Source organism: Amycolatopsis samaneae, assembly GCF_039541975.1.
Lineage (GTDB): Bacteria > Actinomycetota > Actinomycetes > Mycobacteriales > Pseudonocardiaceae > Amycolatopsis > Amycolatopsis samaneae.
This window is the reverse complement of sequence record NZ_BAABHG010000017.1, coordinates 60,252-82,219: the sequence shown is the minus strand read 5'-3', so window position 1 is coordinate 82,219 and position 21,968 is coordinate 60,252. Positions and strand designations below refer to the sequence as shown.

The following is a 21,968-nucleotide window of genomic DNA, read 5'->3' as shown; positions in this document are numbered from 1 at the left end:
CGAGTCACTTTCGTTCCGCCGCGGCCGCCACATCGCGGGGCGCGGCCGGTTCCGGTTCCGGTGCCTCGGACCCGATCGGCTTGACGTGGCGCACGGTGGCGTACACCGCGACCGCGAGTACCACCAGCGTGACCGCGCATCCGATCGCGACACCGTTGAGCGCGCTGCCGAACGACTCGCGAGCCGCCGTCACCAACTGAGCGCCCAAGGAAGGCTCCAGTGTGCCGGACGCGGCGACCGCGCCACTGAGATCCTCCCTGGCGGCCGCCGCGGCACCGTCGGGGACACCGGGCGGCACGCTCATCCAACTGGTGTAGAGCACGGTGGCCAGGCTGCCGATGGCGGCGATGCCCAGTGCGTTGCCGAGTTCGCCCGAGGTGGTCGTGAGGGAACCGGCCGCACCGCTGCGTTCCGGCGGCGTCGCCCACATGGTGAGCTGGTTGCTGATCGCGGGGACCGCGCTGACGCCGCCATAGATGAGGCACACCCCGACGATGACGATGACCAGCCCGCCCGACGGCGGGACCCGTGAGACGACGAGCATGCCCGCGGCGCTGATCAGCAGTCCGCCGATGAGCACCCAGCCCGGCCGCAGCCGAGTGGCCATGGGGACGAAGAACTGGACGCAGACGATCAGCACCAGCGTCGGGACGACCATCCACAGCCCCGAAGCGAGCGGGCTGAGTCCCTCGACCAGTTGCAGGTACTGGGCGATGAGCAGGCCGCTGCCGGCCAGGACGATACCGGTGACCATCAGCACGGCCAGCGCGCCGACGACCGCCGGGATCCTGAACAGCGTCACGTCGACCAGCGGATCGGGCAGGCGGCGCTGGCGGCGGACGAACACCACGCCGACGAGGACGCCGACGACGGCGACCACCACCGGCGTCACCTGCCAGCCGTTCCTGGCCAGTTCCTTGAGCCCGTAGATGATCCCGAGGATCGAGACCAGGGACAGCGCCACGCTGGCGAGGTCGATGCGGGCGGCGTTCTCGTCGCGGGACTCGGGCAACAGTGCCCGGCCGGTCATCAGCAACAGCGCCATGAGCGGAACCGCGATGAGGAAGATCGAACCCCACCAGAACGAGTTCAGCAGCAGCCCGCCCACCGTGGGCCCCAGGCAGAGCCCGACCACCCCGGCCGTCGTCCAGATCCCCATGGCCTTGGCCATCTGCTTGGGGTCGGGGAACATCGTCCGGATCAACGCCAGGGTGCAGGGCATGAACGTCGCTGCGGCCACCCCGAGCCCGGCGCGCGTGACGATGAGCATCATCGGACTGGCCGAGAACGCCGCCGTGGTCGAGAAGACGCCGAACACGGCCGCCCCGATCAGCAGCAGCCGGCGCCTCCCGACCCGGTCGCCGAGCCGTCCCATCGTGACCAGCGACGCGCCGATCATGAAGGCGTAGATGTCGACGATCCACAGGCTCTGCAACGCGTTCGCGCCCAGGTCCACGGTGATGTGGGGCAGCGCGAGGAGCATCACCGTGAGATCGAGGAACGCCACCATGGTTGGCATGCTCAGTGTCGCGAGGCCGATCCATTCGCGGGCCCCGGCCCGCGCGGGGCGGGCCTCACTGGTGAACTCCGTGACCATCGAGGTCTCCCATCCTCCCTGTCAGCGCGCCTGGTGGCGCCGGTGCTCGTCGGTCAGCCGCTCCAGGACCGGAACCAGCTCGCTCGGGCTCGGCGTGGCCAGCCAGTCGGTGCGCAGCCGGTCCGCCGCCCGCTGGAACGACGGCTCGGACAGCACTCGCTGGATCTGCTCCCGCATCTCCAGCGGGTCCGGCTCGCTGACGTTCATCACGAGACCCGCTCCGGAGTCCGTGACGTACCGGGCGAGCGCGGGCCCGAGGGTGTAGCGCGAACGGCCGAGCCGCTCACCCGACCCCTCGGCCGTCGTCGAGATCTGGTGGCCGACGAAGTCGACGACGATCTGCCGCACGCCGTTGGCGATCGCGGGCATGACGGTGCCCATGCCGCCGTGGTGGATGAGCAGGTCGCAGGTGGGCATCAGCTGGTTGAGCGGGACGAAGTCCACCACCCGCACGTTGTCCGGGATCTTGTCGACCTGCGAGAGCTGGTTCTTGTTGAGCGTCGCGACGACCTCGATGTCGAGCACCGAAACGGCTTCGAGCAGCGCCTGGATGTGCGCCCATCCTTCGGCCATGAACGACCGCTCGGACAGCCCCAGCGAAACGGCGACCCTCGGACGTTCCGGCCGGGGGTAGATCCACTCGGGCACGACCTCCTGCTTCGAATGCGGGATCCAGCGCACCGGCAACGTCCGCGCGGAGACCTCCGGGCCGACCGCTGTCGGCTGCGAGTTCACCGTCCACTGCCCGACCAGCAGTTCCGTGTCGACCTCGACGCCGTAGCGTTCGGCCATCGGCCGCACGCTTTCGGCGATCAGGTTGTCCACCACCGGACCGCCCGGCCTGGTGTTGGCCTCGGCGACCAGGTCCATGCCCCGGCAGAACACGTCCGGGCAAGACCACCACCGGGCGTGCGCCGCGCCGCTCACCCGCGCCGCCACCGCGCCACCGGGCGTCGACGGGTCCCACAGCACGAGGTCGGGCTGCCAGGTGCGGCAGAACTCCACCAGACCGTCCATGGCGGGCATCGGGTCGTCCGCGCTGCCGCGGTAAGGGAGGAACTCCCACATCGAGGGCACGTAGAACTGGGTCAGCACGTCCCAGTGCTCCCGATCCGGGTCGTCCGGGCCGAGGCCCAGCGTCTCGGTGATCCGCGCGAGGTCGGCCCGCTCCTCGACGTAGGGCCGCGCGGGTCCCATCAGCGGGGGCATGCTGTCGGCGTCGCAGATCGACACCGGGGTCAGGCCCATCGACGCGGTCTCCGCCGCGATCGCCGGATGGGACGCGATGCAGACCTCATGGCCCGCCGCTTTGAGCGCCCACGCCAGCGGAACCGGCGGGTACAAATGTGCCGGTGCCGGCCAAATGACGAACGCTACGCGCATTGTGGGACTCCTTAGACATTGCGTCGCTCTGGATCGCGTACGACCGCCATGCTGTCCCGAGGACATCCCGGCGGACCACCTCAGAACTGCGGTGTGCCGGGGCGCGGCGAGGGCGTGGACCCAGCCACAACGCGCGCGTTCTCGCCAGTCGTCGCCATTGGTGTTCCCTCGTTCGTTTTCAGGGCATTTGACCTGACGGTAGTGAGCGGCGAGCACCGCCGGTAGTCAGGAACGCACGTCCTCGGGTATGCGAAACGCATGTCGCCGGGCGCCGACACCGGTTCGGGCCCGGTTCCCGGCACGATCAGGGTCGCGACGTCCACGCCCGGCGGAAGGGCGAGGGCGCTCCCGGCCCAGGCGGCGACGGGCACCCTTCTTCTTTCAATGGGTCCGGTCTGGGAAAATGGTGCCGACTCTGGGCCTCATAGTATTCTGGATAAGGTCGGCCGAGCCCGTGATCCGATTCAGGGACAGGCTCGACTTTACCATTTACTGGATACTCACACAATCACGGATCGCGAAACCGGTCGAGGCCACAGAAAAGCGCGAAAGTGCGTGAGTGTCCGCACCACACCGTCTACGTGAATGGCAAGGTTACTCATGAAACCCGTGACACAGTTAGGCCGTAAACAGCCCGTGGTCGGCAGGATCTCGCCCTGCCGGCTCGTCGATCTCGCCGAGCACGCCGACGATCGCGGCCGCCTCACCGTCGTCCAGCCGGGCCGGGATTTCGACTTCGACGTGCGGCGGGCGTTCTACATTCACGATGTCCCGGCCGGGGCCGAGCGCGGCGCGCACGGCCATCGGCGGGAGTGCCAGCTGGTGATCGCGGTGCACGGCAGTTTCACGGTCGTCGCCTACGACGGCTTCCAGCGGGCGAACTTCGTCCTGGACAACCCGAGCGTTGGCGTTTATCTGGGGCCGATGGTGTGGAACGAAATCATCGATTTCACCCCCGGCTCGGTGGGCCTCGTACTGGCGTCCCAGGAATACGACGAGGCCGAGTACTACCGGGACTACGACGAATTCAACCGGGACGCGAGGGCATTGGCGGCGTGAGCCCCCGCGAAATGTGAAGAAGCCCAACGACGGTGACGCCGTCGTTGGGCTTCTTTCGCCTGATCGTCGGGAGTGTCCTCAGGTGCCCGCGGCCAGGCTGGCGGCCAACGCGGCCCGATCCACCTTGCCGTTCGGGTTGAGCGGCAGCTGCTCGAACGCCGTCACCCCCCGCGGGACCATGTAGCCGGGCAGGCTCGTCCTCAAGCCGGCGAGGAGGATTTCGGCGTCCTGGGCGACGCCGGTGTACGCGGCCTCAAGGTCCGGCTCGCCGTTCGAACCAGCCACGGCGACGACGAACGCGTCCCGCACGCCCGGCTGTGCCCGGAGCGCCGCTTCGATCTCGCCGAGTTCCACCCGGTAGCCGCGGATCTTGACCTGGTGGTCGAGCCTGCCGTGATGGACGAGCAGGCCGTCCTCGACCCGGACCCGGTCCCCGGTGCGGTACCAGTGCCGCTCGGTCAACGGCGCCGAGCCGTCGTAAACGTCGGCGCGTGCACCGTCGAAGGTGACGAACCGGCCGATGTTGTCCGCCGGATCCAGGTAGCCCGGGAACCGCTGCGGCCCGCGCACGCACAGCTCGCCGTCCTCCGCGGGCCGCCCGTCGTCGTCGATGATCAAGGTCTCCAGTTCCGGGTACCCGGTCCCGATCGGGACGGTGCCGTTCGCCGGACGCGGCCAGTCCCCGACCTCGTCCGGCAGCCGGTACCCGGTACAGGTGATCGTCACCTCGGTGGGGCCGTAACTGTTCTCCAGCGCGCTGTTCGTGGCCGCGGCCCGCCATGCCTCCGCCTGGCTCGTGGTCAGCGCCTCGCCGCAGAACACGCTCCACCGCAGGGTCGGCATGCTGCCGGGGGCGAGGCCGCGCAGCCGCATCGCGACCGAAACCACCGACGGCACCGAGCACCAGTGCGTCAGCCGCGCCCGGTTCACGAACCGCACCGGCGCGAGCACGTCGTTGCCGCCGGGCACCACCAACGTCGCGCCCGAGCCCCAGGCGAGGAACATGTCACGCACGGACGGGTCGAAGGTGAGGTCGAAGATCTGCGACACCCGCGCGCCCGGCCCCAGGTCATAGAGGGGAATCACGTAGTCGAGGTACGCGGAGACGTTGCGGTGCGGGATCGGCACGCCCTTCGGCGTCCCGGTGGAACCGGAGGTGAACAGGATGTAGGCGAGATCGTCCGGACCGGCCGTCGAGCCGGGCAGGACGGGTGCGGAGCCCTCGCGAAGCGTGGCCAATCCGGCGTCGGCCCGCACGACGGGCGCCGGAAAGTCTTCCAGCCCCGGCGTTTCCTGGTGCGCCAGCACCAGATCGAGCCCGGCCGCCCTGGTGATCGCGGCGTTGCGGGCCACCGGGAACGCGGGGTTCAACGGGACGACGGTGGCGCCGAGCCGGTGCGCCGCGAGGTATCCCGCGTAGGCCAGCGGGCTGCGCGCGGCCAGCAGCCCGATCCTCGACGGCGCGCCGCCGTGCCCGGCGACCAGCACCCCGGCCAGTCCACCGGCCAGTGCGTCGAGTTCGCGGTAGCTGAACCGCTCGCCTGCCACCTCCAGGGCGGTCTGGTCACCGAACTCCGCCACCGTGGCGGTGAACCAGTCGTCGAGAGTACGGGCGTCGTTCATGGGGATCCCTTCTCGGCTGTGCCGTCGATCGAGTTCCGGAGCGCCGCGTCACCGGCGGCCGCGGACCGGCGGTGCCGTCATCCGCCCGTCTCCGCCAGCAGCGCGTCGGCGGAGTCCGCGACCGCGGACAGCACGACCTCGGTGACCCCGCCGCCGATCCCGAAGACCGCGGCCTGGGCGCGAAGCCACTGCGCGCCGCCCGCCGCGAACCCGTCGGCTCCCTGCAGCTGGGCGCAGTCCGCCAGCACGCGCTCGGCGGTCATGCCCGCACTGGCCTTCAGCAACGCGGCGGCCGCGGCGTCGTGCCTGCTCGCCACCCGGTCGCCGAGTTCCCGGCACAGCGCGTGCAACTGCCGCACCGCCACCACGCACGCGGCGAACCGCTGACGCACGCTGTCGTGCCGCCACAGCGGCTCGTCCGACCGGGCGGGGTCTTCGAGCCCGGCCTTCGTGGCGGCCAGCGCGCGCCGGCACAGCGCGACCGCCCACAGGGCACCGGCGAGCCGTTCCACCGCGATCTGGCGGGCGAAGGCGGCCAGTCCCCGGCCCGGCCTGCCGACCAGGTGCTCGCGGGGCAGCCGCACGTCCTCGAAGGTCAGGTGACCGACGCCGGCACCGGCGAACAGCTCGGTGTCCGCGGGACGCGCGGTCACCCCGGCTGCCGAGGCGGGCACCAGCACCCAGGTGAAGTTGGTGAAGTGCCGTCCCGGGCGGTGGCGGGCCAGCACCAGGATCTGGTCGGCCTGGGTGGCGTTGGTGATCCAGCGCTTGCCGCCGCGGAGCACCAGCTCGTGGTCGCCGATGCTCACCTCGGTGCCGAGCGCGGTCAGGTCGGACCCGGCGGTGGTGTCGGTGGCGGCCAGCGCGGTCACCGAGGTCCCGGCGAGCGCGCCGGCCAGCGCCGCACCGGCCGGGCCGGAGCCGGTGGCCAGCAGCGGCACCGCGGTGGCCAGCTGGACGCACAGCGACAGCGTGGCCCCCACCGCCGCCTGGGAGTCCACTTCGGACAGTAGGCGGCCGAGGCCGGCGGGATCCACGCCGAGGGCGGGATCGCCGCCCCGGTACGCCGAGCGCAGCGCGCCCGCCGCGCCCAGCTCGGCCCAGATCTCCCGCCCGCCGCCGGTCAGCGCTTCGTCCGGGCCGGCGGGCAGGAGTCCGGGCAGCATGACGGTTCGCTCAGGCAAGACGCACCTCCGGGTCGAGCAGGGCCAGCCTGCCGTCCGCGAGCCGCAGCCGGTCGTTGCTGTAGTTCAGCGCCGCGGACCTCAGGTCGCGCAGTGCCCGCTCCAGGCCGGTGGGTGAGCCCTTCAGGTAGCCGTGTTGCAGGCCGACCGCGTCGATCAGGTCCTCCACCACCGCGTGGCACTGCTCGGCGGCGGTGATCTTCAGGGTGTTCAGCAGGAGCTGGTTGCGTGGTCGCGACAGATCGTCCGCCTCCACCACCATCTTCGCGGTCTGCCGCAGCAGGGCGTGCACGGCGTCCACGCGCTGCCGTGCCGAACCGAGCCTGCTCAGCAACAGCTCGGACTCGCGGTTGAACCGCCGGCGGCTGTCCTTGGCGCGCAACAGGGTCAGCACCCGTGACAGCGCGCCGCAGGCGGTGCCGAGCCAGCTCGCCGACCAGCCGAGATGGGCCAGCGGCGCGAAGACCTCGGACGCGATCCGCGCGAACCCGCCGTGTTCCCCGATGATCTGGTGGCCGGGCATCCGCCCGTCCAGCCGCAGCGGCGCGCTGTGGCTGGCACGCATCCCCATCGGCTGCCAGTCGCCCGTCGCGGTCAGCTGGAGCTGGTCCCGGCGCGCGTACACGAGCGAGACCTGGTTGGGCGAGGTGGCACCGGGACTGCGCATGGTGACGAGGAAACCGTCCGCGTGCGTCCCGCCGGTCACGATGGGCGCGAACCGGTCGACGACCAGGTCACCGTCGGAGACGTCGAGCTCGGCCTGTGCGCTGCGCAGGTGGCCGCCCTTGCCCGCCTCCGTGGTCACCGACGCCAGGTACTGCCGGCCCGCCGCGATCTCGGGCAGCAGTTCCTCGCGCAGCCGGGGGCCCGCGTGTCCCACCACCGCGGCAACCTGCTGGCAGTGCATCGCGAAGATCATCGCCACCGACATGTCGGCGCGCCCGATCCGGATGGCGGCGTCCAGCAGGTCGGTGACGCCGCCGCCGAGGCCGCCGTACGCACCGGGGACCAACAGCCCCAGCAGTCCGGTCGCCCGCATCTCGGCCAGCGCCTCCACCGGGAACGACGCCTCCTGGTCGTGGCGCGCGGCGTGCTCGGCGGCCACCTCGGCCACGCGCCCGGCGCGGGCCGTGACGTCGTCGGCGGGCGGTGGCCCGGCCGGCGCCGCACTCATGTGATCGCCTCGCTCCGCGAGACGGTGTCGAATCCCTTGTGGCGCTTGACGTCCATGATTCGCTCGCCGGCTTCGCTCATGCCGCGCGCTCACCGGGTAAGGCGATCGCGGCCTCCACCGCGCTCCACAGGTTGCCGGCGGTGGAGAAGGTGGCGTCGGTGAGATCTTCGTCGGGCAGGGAGACGTCGAAGGTGTCCTCGATGGAGAACAGCAGCTCGATGGACTGCATGGAGTCCAGCCCGAGTTCCCACAGGTTCGACTCGGGGGTGATCTCCCGCCCGTCCAGGAACCTCAGGAACTGGGTGAGCAGCTCGGTGAATCGCGGGTCCATGGATCATTCCTTTCCGGTGGCGCCAAGGCGAATCGGGGCACGCGTGAGCTGGACGCGCGAGGCGTGGACGACGGGCGCGCCGGGCAGGTCGCCGTCGACGACGATCTCCGCCGGGGCCGGATGGCCGAGGAAGGCCAGCAGGCTCGCGTGCAGCCCGTAGGCCCCGGTGTTGGGGACCGCCAGCAGGTCGCCCGGCGCGAGCCTGGGCAGCGGGACGCCGCGGGCCCAGGTGTCCAGGGGGGTGCACAACGGACCGACGACGGTCGTCTCGATCGTGTCGGCGGGATCGGGCGTGCCGTCGACGGTGACCAGGTGGGGTACCAGAGGCGGCAGCCTGCGCAGGCCGGACATGCCGCCGAGGTGGTTGATGCCGGACTCCAGGACGACGATCTCCCTGCCGTGCGAACGTTTCGTGTCGAGCACGGCCGTGACGAGCGTGCCCGCCGTGCCGACCAGATAGCGGCCCGACTCGAACGCGATCGCCGGGTTTCCCGCCCGCCAACCGGGCACGTCGTCGTCGAACAGTTCCTCCAGCCGTTCGCGCAGGCCGTCGAATTCGACCGCGGTTCCGGCGCGCGCGAACGGGGCGCCGAAGCCGCCGCCGAGGTCGAGCACCTCGATCCGGGCCCCCGCCGCCTCCAGTGCCGCCCGCAGGCGCGTGGCGGTACGCAGGGAGTGGCCGAACTGGGCGACGAGGTCGTCGGTGCCGAGCAGGTTCGTGCCCATGTAGAGGTGCAGTCCCACCACCGACGCGTTCGGCCTGCCCGCGAAACGCGCGGGCTCGGCCAGCACCCAGCCGGTGTCCGCGCCGAACTGGGAGGGCACCCCGGTCATCGCCAGCCGCTGGCCGGGTGTCGGCTGGTCGTCGTTGACCCGCAGGAGACAGCGCGCCTCGACGCCGAGCGCCGCGGCCGCCCTGTCCAGCTGGTCCAGCGCCGCCGGCGAGTCCACCGAGAACGTCCGGACACCCGCCCGCAGGGCGGCCGCCAGATCGGCGTCCCGTTTCCCGGGCCCGGTGTAGAGGGCGTCGGTGGCGGGCCAGCCCGCATCGAGCGTCGCGTCCAGCTCACCCGGCGAACACACCTCGGGTGCCGCACCGCCACTCCGCAGTGCACGCAGCAGCGCCGGGTGCGGGTTCGCCTTGAGCGAGTAGTAGAGGCCGCATCCCCCGGGCAGCGCCGCCCGCAGTCTGCGCGTGTTGCGCCGCACTTCGGCCAGGTCGTAGACGTAGGCAGGGGTGCCCACCCGGCGAAGCGCTTCCCGGACCGAGGGGGAGGTGGTGATCCGCTGGTCCAGCAACGCCTCAGACATGCCGTGCCTCCCTGATCAGGCCTGCCAGCCCCTTGCGGTCGACCTTTCCGTTGCGGGACAAGGGAAGAGCGTCGATGATCACGCATCGGCGAGGGATCTTGAACTCTTCGATCTGCTCCCGCATGTCGGCCAGCAGCTGCTCGGCGGTCAGCGTGCCGGTCGCCACCAGCGCGGCCGGTTCCCCCTCGCCCGGCGGCAGCACCGCCGCCGACGCGCAGCCGGGCACCCGGCGCGCGGCGGCCTCCACCTCGGTCGCGCTGACCCGGAAGCCGCGCTCCTTGTAGATGTCGTCCCGGCGGCCCGAGAAGTAGAGATAGCCGTCCTCGTCCACCCAGCCGTAGTCCCCGGTGCGCAGCTGCGGGAACAACCCCTCGGCCCGGGGGAACCGTTGTGCGGTCAGCTCGGGCCGCCGCCAGTAGCCCGCCATCACGTTCGGCCCGCGCACGACGATCTCGCCGACCTCGCCCGGCGGCAGGCGCCGGCCCGAGCCGTCCACGACGAACACCTCGGTTCCCGGCAGGGCGCGACCGGAGGATCCCGGACGGACCAGGTCCTCGTCCGGGGGCATGATAGTGGCCCGTTTGCACTCGGTGAGCCCGAACATCAGCTGCACCCGCAGGCCGGGGATCGCCGACCGCAGGGCGGCGAGCGCCTCGGCGGGCATGGCGGCGCCGGTGTTGGTGAGCAGCCGCAGGGCCGGGGCCCGCCCGCCCCTGGCCAGCAGCCGGGCCAGCGCCTCCGCCACCGCGGGCACCGCCGCCAGGACGGTCGCCCCGGCGCGCACGAGGTTGCGCGCCAGGGTCGGCCCGACCTCGGCCGGCTGCCCCAGCCAGACGTGCGCCCCGGCGACCGCGCCGAGAAACAGTTGGTAGAGCCCGTAGTCGAAGGACAGCGGGAGCGGCGAGTACACCACGTCGTCGTCCCGATAGGACAGTTGCGATTGGATGGCCCGCACCGCGAAGACGGCTTGCTGGTGCGTGCTGACGACGGCCTTGGGCAGCGAGGTGGTGCCCGAGGTGTAGATCAGGCACACCGGGTCCACCGCGAGCGGTTCGTGACCGGCGGGCGGGGTCCAGTGCCGCGGTTCGCCGGTGAACCCGATGTCGGTCAGCGCGGTGGTTTCCGTCGCGTCGATCCCCCTGGCCCGCGCGGTGTCGACCACCGACCGGTCGCTCCCGACGACGAGCGCGGGCTCGCAGTCGTCGAGCACGTGGGTAAGCGGCCGTCCGCGGACCTGCTCGTGCAGGAGGGTGAACGCCACTCCCACGCGCGCCGCCGCGTACAGCAGCGCGGGAGTCAGCGGGGTGGCGCCGGCCACCACGACCAGCCGGTCGCCGCGCCGCAGGCCCCGGTCCGCGAGCCAGCGGGCGAGCCGGTGGCTCGCGGCCGCCAGTTCGGCGTGGGTGAGGGTGGTCCCGCCGCTGGTCACCGCTGGCCGGTCGGGCCAGCGGGCGGCGGCGGCGTCCAGCAGGTGCGCCAGCAGGGTGGGCTGAGGGTTCACGTGGTTCCTCCCGTGGCGCCGGCCGATCCGGCGGCCAGCCGGCACAGGCTGTCGAGGTGGTGAAGGTTCTCCGGCAGCAGGTCGTCCGGGTCGAACTCCACGTCGAGCCGCTGTTCGAGGCGCGCCACGACCTCGACCAGCCGCATGGAGTCGAAGCCCGGCAGCAGGGTGAGTTCGGGCTCGGCGAGCACCCGCTCGGTGTTCGTGCCCAGCACCGCGGCCACGACCCCGGCCACGGTGTCGCGCACCTGGCCCGGCGAAGTGCCGCCGAACACCTCCCGGTCCGCGGTCAGTGCCTGTCCCAGCCGGTCCAGCAGTCCGGTCGGCTCCCGGCGGCCCCGCTCCGCCCGGCGCATCGCCAGGTAGGTCTGCTCGGCCAGCAGGTCCCATGCACGCAGATGCCGCTCGGCCTCGCCGGTGACCGGTGCGCCCGAGCGGGCCAGGAACCCGGCGTGCAGTTTGCGGGACCGGGTCAGCAGCCAGGTCTCCAGCGTGAGCCTGCGCAGCGCCGTCAGCCGGTCGGCGTGCCGGGCGTAGGCGTCCAGGTAGGGGGCGGGGTCGGCCACGTCGACGACCGGGGCGGCCGCGGGCACGGTCGCGGTGGGGGTCAGCACCACCACGTCGTCGGCGGTGGGGAGGTCGGCCCAGTCCAGCTCCCAGCGGCCGGGCACGGCGTTGCCCCACGGCGTCTGGTTCCGGTAGGCGTCGGTGATCACGGCGCCCGCCGGGCCGCTGCTCACCAGGAAGCTGTGTTCCATGTGCTGCTGCCCGCGATACGGCGTCCAGGGCAGGTCGTACGCGTCGGCCATCACGTAGAGCTCGCCGTGCTGGTAGTAGCTCAGGTCCGCGAGCCGCGACGGGGTGACCTGCTGCCACTGCGCCGTGACCTGGAGGCCCAGGAACCGTTCCGCGTCGGTGAGACGGTCGGCCAGGCTCGGCTCGACGGTCGGCAGCCCGTCCGGGCCGGCGGTGGGCCGGAAACGCAGCGGGGCTCCCAGCGCCAGGTGGGTGCCCGGGCCGTGGTGGCGGTCGGCGAGGACCGCGAGATTGGCCTGAAGGCAGTCCAGCAGCTCCGCGTGGACCGCGATTTCCGTCGAGGTCATCGGGCCCGCCTTCCCGGCGCCCCGGTGCGGGAGGACGGCGATGGGCTTTCCTTCACGAGCGTCATGTCCACTCCCAAGTCTCGGCGCTTCAGGTCGCGGGCGGCGGCCGGACCCTGGCCGCCGGCGCCGGGGAAGCACTCGCCGAGGAACCCCCGAACGCCCGAAGCGGTGGATATCGCGGTCATTCAGTGGCCCCCCGGACTCCGGACCGCACAGTCGAGCCTGCACGACTGTGCTTGATTCTTCTGCCGTCCGTCAGCAGGGGTCTACTCCTGGAGTGGCTTCGGATTCGACAGCGCCGCCACGGCCGAAAACGTGTTGGTACGACTGTTCTTCCGCACTGCCGAACGGCATGAGAACAGGTTCGGAGAGGACCGGCGATCGAGCGGGACAGCAGCATGAAAACGTCGTTCCGGAAATGCCGTACACATCCGTTCCGGTGCGATCCGAAGAATGACCGACGCGCGGCGGAGGCGCCCCGTCCGGCAGCGCAGGAGAAGCCACGATCGCGGCGGCGGAGCGAAGCTTGCTGTAAAGGCCCCTTGCCGACAAAGGCCGGAATGACAGACACCGATCGGTCCCGACGGGACGCTTACCACGGAGAGCCGATGGGTGTGTACCCCGAGCGCGAAGGATCATCGATGTACACCGAGTCGTACCAGCGCAGTCTCGACGATCCGGAAGGTTTCTGGCTCGAGGCGGCCAAAGCTGTCGAGTGGACCCGGCCGCCGTCACGCGCGCTGGACCCGGCGCACGCCCCGCTTTACCGGTGGTTCCCCGACGGGGAGCTGAACACCGCGTACAACGCGCTCGACCGGCACGTGCGGGACGGGAACGGTGACCGCACGGCGTTGATCTGGGATTCACCGGTCACGAACACCGTGCGCCGGTTCAGTTACGCGGAACTGCTGGACGAAGTCGCCCTGTTCGCGGGCGCGCTCGTTTCGCTCGGGGTCGGCAAGGGCGATCGGGTGATCGTCTACCTCCCGGTGGTGCCCGAGGCCGCGATCGCGATGCTCGCCTGCGCCCGGATCGGCGCGGTGCATTCGGTGGTGTTCGGCGGATTCGCGCCGAAGGAACTGGCGGCGCGGATCGAGGACGCCCAGCCGAAGGTCATCGTGGCCGCGTCGTGCGGGATCGAACCCACGCGGATCGTGGAATACAAGCCGATCATCGACGAGGCGCTGGCGAACACGGCCCACCAACCGGACCATGTCGTCGTCCTGCAACGCGAGCAGGCCCGCGCGGAACTGGGCGAACGCGACCTCGACTGGGCCGGGCTGGTCGCGGAGTCCTCGCCGGCGGACCCGGTCCCCGTGGCGGCGACGGATCCGCTGTACATCCTCTACACCTCCGGCTCGACCGGAAGGCCGAAGGGCGTCGTCCGCGACGCCGGCGGGCACGCGGTGGCGCTGCTGTGGTCGATGAAGGCGATCTACAACATCCAGCCGGGCGACGTGTGGTGGGCGGCCTCCGACGTCGGCTGGATCGTCGGGCACTCCTACATGGTGTACGCGCCGCTGCTGATCGGCGCGGCCACCGTGATGTACGAAGGGAAACCGGTCGGGACACCCGACGCGGGCGCGTTCTGGCGGGTCATCGCCGAGCACGGGGTGAAGGCGTTGTTCGTCGCGCCGACGGCGCTGCGGGCGATCAAGCGGGTCGATCCGGACGCGCGGGAACTCGCGAAGTACGACCTGTCCCGGTTCGCCACGGTGTTCATGGCGGGCGAGCGGCTCGATCCGGAGACCTACCACTGGGCGCACGAGAAACTCGGCACCCCGGTGATCGATCACTGGTGGCAGACCGAAACCGGCTGGCCCATCGCGGCGAACCCGCTCGGGCTCGAGCCGATGCCGGTCAAACCCGGGTCGACGACGAAACCGGTGCCGGGCTGGATCGTGCACGTCCTCGGCCAGACCGGCGAGCGGCTCCCGGCGGGACAGGAAGGGGCGATCGCCGTCAAACTCCCCCTGCCGCCGGGAACACTGCCGACGCTGTGGCAGGACGACGAGCGGTACCGGGAGGCCTATCTTTCCCGCTACGACGGCTACTACCTGACCGGCGACTCGGGCTATTTCGACGAAGACGGGTACCTGTTCGTCATGGGCCGCACCGACGACGTCATCAATGTCGCCGGGCACCGGCTTTCGACGGGTTCGATGGAGGCCGTGCTCGCCTCCCATCCCGCGGTCGCGGAATGCGCGGTGATCGGGGTCAGGGACCAGCTCAAGGGACAGCTGCCCCGCGGTCTGGTGGTGCTGAAGTCCGGCGCCGAGATCGACGAGGAGGAACTGCGGGCGGAGCTGGTCGCCATGGTCCGGCGCGACATCGGCCCGGTCGCCGCGTTCCGCGAGGTGTCCATAGTGGACGCCCTGCCCAAGACCCGGTCCGGCAAGATCCTGCGGAAGACCATGCGGGGCATAGCGGACGGCCGCGACGAGCCGCTGCCGTCGACGATCGAGGACGCGAGCGTTCTCGAAGCGGTGAAGCCGGTGCTGCGGGCGACCTGGATCGCCGATCGGTACGCCGCTTAGTGTCCTTTGTGGATTGATTGGCCGTGAAGGCCCCCTTACCGGCGTAGAGCGCTGGTAAGGGGGCCTTCACGGCGTTCGCGACAGGACGTTGCCGCCACGCGAAGCACCTCCGGGAACAGAGAGCTTCCGTTCCCGGAGGTGCTTGCTCAGTGACGTTCCGACGCGCGGCTCAGAGGTACCCGGTGTTCGGCCCGAGCCCGCACAGAGCACGGCCGTACAGTTCGAAGTTCGTGCTCGGGTGCATGAGACCGTGCAGGCTGAACGCCTGGATGTCGCGCCGGATCCGCTGCATCGGCATGGTCGACTTGATCGAGGAGCCCCCGCTCGCGGTCGCCAGCTTGTCGACGGCCTCCTCGACGAGCTGCACGAGTCGGCCGAGCCTGCCGCGGTTGTGCATCCGCTCCTGGACCGTCCACGCCTCGCCCGCGGCGCCCTTCTCGTCGAGGAGGGTGGCCATCCGCCAGGCGTAGTATTCGGCCTCCTCCAGCTTCAACGCCGCCTCGGCGACTTCGAAATGCGTGACCGGGGCCTCGCTCTGGACGCCGTAGTCGGTGAACGCCACCGCCCGGCCGGGCAGGTTCCGGTGGAACTCCGCCAGTGCCGCGCGGCCCATCCCGATCGCCACGCCGATGAACCCGGCCGCGCCGGTCGGGATCATCGGGGTGCGGAACACCGGCGAGGAGGCGTTGAGCTCGGACGCGAACTGTTCCTGGAGCACCAACGGCATCGGCAGCGTGCGCTCGCGCGGGACGTACAGATCCTTGGCGGCGGTGTTGACACTTCCGGTGGCGGCGAAGCCCGAGGTGTCCCAGTCGTCGTCGACGATCAGGTCCGACATCGGCACCAGCGCGGCCACCGGCCACTGGCTGCCGTCCAGGGCGGGGGCCATCGTCATGATGACCTGCCAGTGGCTGTGCCGCGCGCCGCTGACGAAGTGCCACTGCCCGTTGACGATCAGCCCGTCCCCGGTGTCGGTCGCGACCGCCGTCGGGCTCAGCGCCACACAGATCCGCACGGCGGGCGTGGCGAAGACCTCGTCCTGCACGTGGTCGGGGAACGTGGCGGCGAGCCAGGCACCGATCGTCCACACCGAGGTGCTCCACCCCGTCGACGCGTCGGCGGCCGAGATGGTCGCCAGGATCTCGCCCATGTCGAGCGCGCTCGATTCGTGGCCGCCGTAGCGCTGCGGCCGGCGCAGGTCGAACAGGCCGGCCTCGGCGAGCGCCTCGACCACTTCGTCGTCCAGGGTGCGGTTTTGCTCCGCCGAAAGCGCCTTCGATCGGATCAGCGGCGCTAGATCTTCGGCTCGCTTTCGGAGCTCGTCCGCCGACACTATGGCGTTTCCGGACATGACGCCCTCCAAGTATTTCGTCGCTGCGTGACTCGCGCGCGTTCGCCTCGATAATGCGGCCGGCACCGGCGCCCGATCGTCTCCTTCCTTGCGCCACGGCTCGCGACGCCGGAAGCCGAGCAACCGTGAAGACGCGGGCGTGCCCCGGCCATGACCACGATGTACCCGGGTCCCGGCGGCTCCGTTCGGGCACGCACGACCCCCTGTCCACCCCCGGCCGAGGAAAGGTGACCCCGATGCGTCCCTACCGGATCGACATACCCGACTCCGAGCTCGCGGACCTCCGCGCGCGCATCGCCTCGGCCCGCTGGCCGACCGCGGTGTCGGTCCCGGGCTGGGAACGTGGCGTCCCGGCCGATTACCTCCGCGAGCTCGCCACGTACTGGCAGTCCACCTACGACTGGCGAGCGGCGGAACGGGAACTGAACCGGCACCCGCAGTTCATCACGGAGATCGACGGCACCGACGTCCATTTCCTGCACGTCACCTCGGCGGAGCCGGGCGCGACGCCGCTGCTGCTCACCCACGGCTGGCCGGGTTCGATCGTCGAGTTCCTCGACGTCATCGGCCCGCTCACCGACCCCCGCGCGCACGACCTCGACCCCGCGCAGGCGTTCCACCTGGTCATTCCCTCCATCCCCGGGCACGGTTTCTCCGGTCCGGTCGCCGAACCCGGCTGGGGCGTCGAGCGGGTCGCCGCGGCGTGGGCGGAGCTGATGCGGCGCCTCGGCTACGACTCGTACGTCACCGCGGGCGGGGACTGGGGATCGATCATCTCCCTCGAACTCAGCCGCCTCGCGCCCGAGCAGGTGCGGGGCGCGTACCTGTCGATGCTGCTGACCGTGCCCTCCGGCGATCCGGCCGAGATGGGGCAGCTGGACGAGGCGGACTTCGCCCGCCTGGCCGAGCTGAGCCGGTTCGAGGCCGAGCTTTCCGGCTACATGAAGGTGCAGACGACCCGTCCGCTCACCGTCGGGTACGGCCTCACGGACTCCCCGGTGGGACAGCTCGCCTGGATCGTCGAGAAGTTCCACGACTGGAACAAGGCGGTCAAGACACCGGAGGACGAGGTGGGCCGGGACCGGCTGCTGACCAACGCCACCCTCTACTGGCTGACCGGGACCGCGACCTCGTCCGCGCAGTTCTACTACGAGTCCGCCGCGCACCTGGGCAAGATCTTCACTCCCGGCGTGGCACCGGAGCCGGTCACCGTCCCGATCGGCGTCGCGGTCTTCGGCCAGGACGCGAGCCTGCCGATCCGGAAGTTCGCCGAACGTGACTTCCCCACCATCACGCACTGGTCGGAATTCGAGCGGGGCGGGCACTTCGCCGCGATGGAACAGCCGGAGCTCTACGCCGGCGACCTCCGGACCTTCGTGGCTTCGCTGGACGGCCGGTAGGCGAAGAAAACGGACGATCCCGCGGACGTGTCCGCGGGATCGTCTCGTCACGTGCGGAGCGGCCCCGCTCCTCTCACGCGGCGGTGGGCAGCGCCCACGCCGGAGGCCGCCGGTACCAGCTGTCGCCCTCCAGCGCGGGCGGTGGGGGCGAATCCACGCGGGCGTCGCACCAGGTCCCGTCGAAGGGGAACCGGCGCTCGGCGGCGGCGCGCCGCAGGCGGCGGCCCTCCGCGCGGACCGCGCGCGCCTCGTCGGCCGACCAATAGCCGGGACGGCCGGTCGCCCAGCGGAACTCCTCCTCGTCCTTCCACTGGCTCGTGCCGTCGGGAGCGACGAACAGGTCGAGGGCGTGGTCGACCGTGTCGAGGCCGGAGGTGGTCCCGTCGTCCCAGAACACCGACGGCCGTTCGAGGTTGACGTACCAGCCCTCGAAGTGACCATGGTCGAAGAACCACCACACGGAGTGGGCCCGGCCCGGCCGGACGAGCATGAGCGCGTCGCGGTTGCTCCACAGGGTCGTGACGAGCGGTGCCTCCGCGACGCGGTCGATCGGCTCCTCCCGCATGCGGGACCCGTCGGGGCTGAGGAGGGACGCGAAGCCCGAGCCGACCGGGACCCACAGCAGCAGCCCGCGCGGCGACCGCTGCACCACCCTGGTGGCCTGGGCCATGATCAGATGGGATCCGCGGAAGTACCGGCGGATGGTGACCGCGCCCGCGGTCAACCCCTGCTCCGGGGGTAGTGCAGGATCTCGGCCTCCGGGTACCAGGTTCCACCGTGGGGGGCTGCTCATGAGGATCACTCCCGATGTAGTGCGGCGCCTGACTCGACGGTGGCACGGACGGTCCGGGGCCCGCGTCTCGCCGACTGCGCTCAGTGGTCACCGTGGCTCGCGCCCCACCGAGGGACGCCCTGGGTGCGTTGGATGCGCCAAGGGCGTCCCTCGCTGCGGTGAACGCACCGAAGGCGTCCCTCGGCACAACCGGGCCCAGCTCCAGCACGAAGCGCACGCCGGGAGACGTCCCGCGTCGGCCGCAGCCGGTTTGCTTGTCCAGAACCGTTTCCGCCGTGGCCGTGGTCGGACTGGTAGCGATCGGCACGGTATGCCGCACACGGAAGGAATTCGACCCGGTGGCGCAGACAGCGAACAACCCTTCCGACGGCCACGGCCAGAACGCGGTTCCGCTGACCGGGGCGGGGCACGCGCGCACGACCGGCCGCTGGCTCATCCGGGGCCCGGCCCGGCCCGGCGGGCCACGGCTGTTCTGTTTCCCCCACGGCGGCGGGGCCGCCGCGGAGTTCGCCCGCTGGTCCCGTCTCCTGCCCCACGTCGAGATCAACGCCGTCCAGCTGCCCGGTCGTGGTTCCCGCCTCGCCGAACCCGTGCTGACGCGCATGGACGAACTGGTCGCCGCGGTGGTCGGCGTCCTGTCGACCGGCACGCCGTATTCGATGTTCGGGCACAGCTTCGGCGCGCTGGTGGCCTATGAGGTCACCAGGGAACTACGCCGTGCCGGGCGCGTGCTGCCCGATCATCTGATCGTCTCCGGCTTCCCGGCGCCCTCGACGCCGCGTCACGAGCCGCCCATCCACCACCTGCCGGACGACGAGCTGATCGCCGAGGTGGCCAGGCGGCACGGTGGCCTGTCCGGTGAGATCCTGGCCGATCCCGGGCGGAAGGCCAGGATCGCCCGATATCTCCGGGCCGACTACCAGATCCTGGAAACCTACGCGTGGCGCGCCGAGGACCCGTTGCCCGTGCCGCTGACCGTGTTCGGCGGCAGCGACGACACGATCGGCGCCGAGGCGCTGCGCGCGTGGCAACGACACGTGACCGGCGAAATCACCCTTCGCTGCTTCCCCGGCGATCACTTCTATTTCCGGCAGCACAAGGCGACGGTGCTGAACGCGCTGGCCGGCGTCGTCCGGACGACCGCCCCCGCGGACCGGGCGGCCTGAGCCCCGGCCGGGTGTCAGCCGGCACCGAGGCAGACGAACGGGCGGCGGAACGGGTCGGCGGCGATCGCCTCGGCGAGCGCGGTGGCCGGGCTCGCGCCAGCCGCGAGGGCACGATGGTAGTCGTCCATAGTGGACGCCGCCGCCTCGTCGCCGACCCGGCACACCGGGGCGAGGACGGTGCGGGATCCCCTGGCCAGCAGGACGCTCGCGAAGCCGAGCGGTTCGTCGCCGGGGCGGATCCGGTTCAGCGCGAGGTCGCACGCGGCGAACACGACCTGCCGCGGTGGCTGGTCCAGGCTCGCCATTTCGTGTGCGTACAACGAGCCGTCGGTCATTTCGAGCCGGGAGAACAACGCGTTCTCGGGTTCGTGCGAGCCGTGGGCGGCGATGTGCGCGAGCCGGGCGCCGTCGAGCTCGGCGAGCACCGACCGCACCGTCGCCCGCTCGCCGTCCAGGACACGCGCGGTGCGAAACCGGACCGCGAGCTTCCCGACCTCGCCGAGCGCGCCGGGCACGTTGGGGCCGCACACGAGGACCACGTCGGCCGCGCCCGACACGGCCACCCCGGCCGCGGCGAGCCAGGCGGTGGCCGAGGGCACGACGGCGACCGGACGGCCCCGCAGGCTCGGCAGCACGCCCCACGAAACGGCGTACAACGCGCCGGTCGGCACCACGACGACCTCGCCGCCGCCCAGCATCCCGGCCAGCGGCCGCAGCAACTGCGTGTCGAGCAGCTCGGCCCGTTTGCGGGCGGACGCCCGGACCGTGTCGGCGAGCGCGGCGGGCAGGTTGTCCGGGGCAAGGACGTCGAGGTCGGTGTGGAGCATGCGGGCGTTCTCCGCCGCCGTCGCCGCCGAGCCGAGCCGCACCAGCTCGCACTTCCCGCCGGCGAGCACGACGGCGACGAGCTCGTCTCCGGACGTCGCGAAACTCACCAGCACCCGGTCCCCGAGCCGCGTGGCGACTTCGCCCGCGGTCACGACCGGACGCGGGGCGCCCCAGCGGCTGCTGTGCCAGCCGAGCCGGTGCGCCTCCCGCAGCCGCTCGGCGTGCCGGGCCCGCAGCGACGCGACCGGGTGCCCGTCGTGCTGTGCCTGGTGGATGGCCTGTTCGAGGCCGCGGACCTCGGCGATCCGTTCCGCCAGCTCGGGATCGTCACCCCGGGCGATCCGTTCGTAGCGGTAGGTCTGCGCGCGCGTGCGTTCCAGCCAGTCGAACAGCTTGCGGGCGTTCCCCTCGGCCAGCACCAGCCGGATCGCCAGCTCGGCCAGCTCCCTGCCGTGCACGGCGACCCCGGAGACCAGTTCGAGACCGCCGCCCATCCGGTCACGGACGCGGTCCAGTTCGGCCAGCCCTGCCCGGATTTCGGTGAGCGCCCTGCCGCGTTCCCCGCGCGCGACGGCGAGTTCGGCGCGGCACAGCCTGCGCAGCAGGCGGTAGTCGATCGAGGTGAGCTTGCCCGGCCGCGGGATCCGGCCCATCAGCTCGTCCGCCTTCGCCAGCCTGCGGCGGGCGATCTCCAGGCGCGCGGCGAGCATCCGCGCGACGGCGGCCTGCTCGGCCAGCCGCGGCATCGGCATCGCGTCGGCGGCCCGCAGCATCCGGCCCGGCAGCCCGGCCGGGAACTCCGAAGAGGCGAGCGCTTCCCGCAATTCGGCGTGGAGCCCGATGAGGGTCGCGTTGGCGACGCAGGTCTGACATCCCCACCGCACCATGCGCCGGCGTGCGGACGCGGCCAGGGTCTTGGCCAGTTCCAGATCGTCGTTCATCAGCGCGGCGGCGGCGCGGTACCGCTCGACGTCGGACAGGTCCCGGCTGACGCTGCGCTGTTCGCGCATGATCGGCAGTACCTCGTCGAGGTGCCGCCCCGCCTCGTCGGCGAGTCCCGCGGCCAGCAGCGCCTGCGCCTGCTCGATGCGCAGCCGCGCCGGAATCTCCACGTCGAGTTGCTGGTAGCCGCGCTCGCTTTCGCTGTAGTGGCGAAGCGCGGCGGGGACATCGCCGATCCGCAGCTCCAGCCCACCGAGCGTCCGCCGCACATCGGCGGCCCGCACGCCCAGTTCGTGCTTGTCGGCGAGCTCGATGGCCTCGGCCAGATCCGCCCGGGCACGGCTCACCTCGCCCCAGCGAGTGAGTGCCATGGCGCTGGTGGCGAGCGTGTTGACGAATGAACCCATCAAGGCGGTGTGGTCACTCGACGAGGCCAGCCTCTCCCGCTTTCGCTCTATCGCGGACGCCAGTTGGGCGACGGCCTCCTCGTTCCGCCCGACCGTCATCAGCAACAGGCCGAAATTGTGATCCAGGGATCCGAGAAGCTCGGTGCGAAGAAGATGACTCCCGACAGAAGGGATCGCGCGGCGGACATCTTCCAAACGGGACAACCCGTCCGCCACATCGCCGCTGATCTCCGACGAGTGCACGGCCAAGGTGCAGGACAGCCGGGTGCGTACCGCCA

The 21,968-nt window shown here is 71.4% G+C and carries 16 protein-coding genes; 4 read left to right on the top strand and 12 right to left on the bottom strand.

Features of this window, described 5'->3' with window-relative positions; translation table 11 throughout:
- Window positions 1-4 precede the first annotated feature (4 nt).
- Together ABD987_RS35925 and ABD987_RS35920 are read right to left on the bottom strand one after the other, a co-directional pair.
- Complete coding sequence (locus ABD987_RS35925; protein WP_345404840.1) at window positions 5-1,597, bottom strand: MFS transporter; 1,593 nt, start codon at window positions 1,595-1,597, stop codon at window positions 5-7.
- Window positions 1,598-1,618: 21 nt separating this feature from the next.
- Window positions 1,619-2,980, bottom strand: coding sequence for a nucleotide disphospho-sugar-binding domain-containing protein (locus ABD987_RS35920; protein ID WP_345404837.1), 1,362 nt, complete (start codon window positions 2,978-2,980; stop codon window positions 1,619-1,621).
- 609 nt (window positions 2,981-3,589) lie between these two features.
- Here ABD987_RS35920 and ABD987_RS35915 point away from each other — a divergent pair.
- Window positions 3,590-4,039 carry a sugar 3,4-ketoisomerase gene (locus ABD987_RS35915; RefSeq protein ID WP_345404834.1) on the top strand — a complete coding sequence of 150 codons (450 nt, stop codon included), beginning with the start codon at window positions 3,590-3,592 and terminating at the stop codon, window positions 4,037-4,039.
- 78 nt (window positions 4,040-4,117) lie between these two features.
- Here ABD987_RS35915 and ABD987_RS35910 read toward each other — a convergent pair whose 3' ends face one another.
- From ABD987_RS35910 to ABD987_RS35880, 7 genes are all read right to left on the bottom strand, one after another.
- Window positions 4,118-5,662, bottom strand: coding sequence for an amino acid adenylation domain-containing protein (locus tag ABD987_RS35910; protein WP_345404831.1), 1,545 nt, complete (start codon window positions 5,660-5,662; stop codon window positions 4,118-4,120).
- A 77-nt stretch (window positions 5,663-5,739) separates the two neighbouring features.
- On the bottom strand, window positions 5,740-6,846 hold the full coding sequence (locus ABD987_RS35905) for an acyl-CoA dehydrogenase family protein (protein WP_345404829.1): 1,107 nt from the start codon (window positions 6,844-6,846) through the stop codon (window positions 5,740-5,742).
- Window positions 6,839-8,020: an acyl-CoA dehydrogenase family protein gene (locus tag ABD987_RS35900; protein WP_345404827.1), complete on the bottom strand. Its 1,182-nt coding sequence runs from the start codon at window positions 8,018-8,020 to the stop codon at window positions 6,839-6,841. Before ABD987_RS35900 ends, ABD987_RS35905 begins: the two co-directional genes overlap by 8 nt.
- A gap of 76 nt (window positions 8,021-8,096) precedes the next feature.
- Window positions 8,097-8,351, bottom strand: coding sequence for a phosphopantetheine-binding protein (locus ABD987_RS35895; protein WP_345404824.1), 255 nt, complete (start codon window positions 8,349-8,351; stop codon window positions 8,097-8,099).
- 3 nt (window positions 8,352-8,354) lie between these two features.
- The gene (locus tag ABD987_RS35890) at window positions 8,355-9,662 is read right to left on the bottom strand and encodes a type III PLP-dependent enzyme domain-containing protein (protein WP_345404821.1); all 1,308 of its coding nucleotides are present in this window, start codon (window positions 9,660-9,662) and stop codon (window positions 8,355-8,357) included.
- Complete coding sequence (locus tag ABD987_RS35885; RefSeq protein ID WP_345404818.1) at window positions 9,655-11,163, bottom strand: class I adenylate-forming enzyme family protein; 1,509 nt, start codon at window positions 11,161-11,163, stop codon at window positions 9,655-9,657. Before ABD987_RS35885 ends, ABD987_RS35890 begins: the two co-directional genes overlap by 8 nt.
- Window positions 11,160-12,266 carry an acyl carrier protein gene (locus ABD987_RS35880; protein WP_345404815.1) on the bottom strand — a complete coding sequence of 369 codons (1,107 nt, stop codon included), beginning with the start codon at window positions 12,264-12,266 and terminating at the stop codon, window positions 11,160-11,162. Before ABD987_RS35880 ends, ABD987_RS35885 begins: the two co-directional genes overlap by 4 nt.
- 641 nt (window positions 12,267-12,907) lie before the next feature.
- Between ABD987_RS35880 and ABD987_RS35875 the strand changes: the two genes are divergently transcribed.
- On the top strand, window positions 12,908-14,803 hold the full coding sequence (locus tag ABD987_RS35875; RefSeq protein WP_345404812.1) for a propionyl-CoA synthetase: 1,896 nt from the start codon (window positions 12,908-12,910) through the stop codon (window positions 14,801-14,803).
- 169 nt (window positions 14,804-14,972) lie between these two features.
- Here ABD987_RS35875 and ABD987_RS35870 read toward each other — a convergent pair whose 3' ends face one another.
- Window positions 14,973-16,154, bottom strand: a complete 1,182-nt coding sequence (locus ABD987_RS35870; protein ID WP_345404809.1) for an acyl-CoA dehydrogenase family protein — start codon at window positions 16,152-16,154, stop codon at window positions 14,973-14,975.
- A 236-nt stretch (window positions 16,155-16,390) separates the two neighbouring features.
- Between ABD987_RS35870 and ABD987_RS35865 the strand changes: the two genes are divergently transcribed.
- The gene (locus ABD987_RS35865; RefSeq protein WP_345404806.1) at window positions 16,391-17,554 is read left to right on the top strand and encodes an epoxide hydrolase family protein; all 1,164 of its coding nucleotides are present in this window, start codon (window positions 16,391-16,393) and stop codon (window positions 17,552-17,554) included.
- 73 nt (window positions 17,555-17,627) lie between these two features.
- Here ABD987_RS35865 and ABD987_RS35860 read toward each other — a convergent pair whose 3' ends face one another.
- Entirely contained in the window at window positions 17,628-18,278 is a 651-nt protein-coding gene (locus ABD987_RS35860) for a ribonuclease FAU-1 family protein (protein WP_345404803.1), read from the bottom strand.
- Between the two features lie 407 nt (window positions 18,279-18,685).
- On the opposite strand from ABD987_RS35860, the gene ABD987_RS35855 reads away from it, so the two are divergent.
- Window positions 18,686-19,513: a thioesterase II family protein gene (locus ABD987_RS35855; RefSeq protein WP_345404800.1), complete on the top strand. Its 828-nt coding sequence runs from the start codon at window positions 18,686-18,688 to the stop codon at window positions 19,511-19,513.
- Between the two features lie 14 nt (window positions 19,514-19,527).
- Here the strand turns inward: ABD987_RS35855 and ABD987_RS35850 are convergent, their stop codons facing one another.
- A complete protein-coding gene (locus ABD987_RS35850; RefSeq protein ID WP_345404797.1) occupies window positions 19,528-21,690 on the bottom strand; it encodes a CHAT domain-containing protein in 2,163 nt (720 codons plus the stop codon).
- Window positions 21,691-21,968: the final 278 nt, after the last annotated feature.